1 protein-coding gene is annotated in these 755 nt (G+C 55.1%); it reads right to left on the bottom strand.

The annotated features are described in order from the left end of the window. On the bottom strand, window positions 1-755 hold a 755-nt coding region (gene tnpC, locus KJS69_RS29370; protein ID WP_213587788.1), incomplete at both ends, for an IS66 family transposase.

Below are 755 nucleotides of genomic sequence, written 5' to 3'. Positions count from 1 at the left end.
AATGGGTTGTCCGCGAAGTGCGAGGGAAAGGGAAGGGAGAACAGAAAGTCCTTGCTTCAAAAACGTAGATACGATGCTCCGCAGTCGAGCAAAGATGTCTGCCCCGGCTACGGTGCGAAACGCACCGGAGATCTTCTGTTTTACTTTTACCATGCGCAAATCTCGTTCCGCCTGATTATTGTCAAACGGAATTTCGGCTCGCCAAAGAAACGACAAGATCGCCGTTTTATGCAGCAACAGTCGTTCGCCCAGATTGCCTGCCTTGCTCTTGATCTTTCTGCCGCGTGTCCCGGTCTTTGTTCTCACGGGGTCCTTCGCCCATTCGTGCTGACCGGCTTCCAGAATCGCATTATATCGTTCTTGAAGCCCCAGGATGACCTCTGCGCTTAGCGGTGTTTCCGCTTGTCGCGACGCGCTCGCGAGCTGCCAGCTTTCTTTCAGCAGATCGCTCATCTGCTGCGCCCATACATGGCCGTCGTGCTCCGCAATGCCCTTGCATTCCCGGAGTAAATGTACGTTGCAGAGCGCGTGATCAAAGGTATACCGGTCCTTGAAGTACCCTTGCATGCAATCATGGACCACCGTGCCGGTATAGCGTGGCAAAAAGCCATGCGCATCCATCGCCTTGCTTCCGCGTTGGGCGTGGAAACGAAGCAGCGTATGCTTCTCGTCGGAGATCACATGCATCCATTGCGTCTTGCCGCCGACTCGGCATCCCGTTTCATCGGCATGCACGACGGGTTGCCGAAGCAACC

The sequence above is a fragment of the Paenibacillus sp. J2TS4 genome (assembly GCF_018403245.1).
Classification (GTDB): Bacteria; Bacillota; Bacilli; order Paenibacillales; family NBRC-103111; genus Paenibacillus_L.
This window is presented reverse-complemented; position numbering and strand designations above follow the sequence as displayed.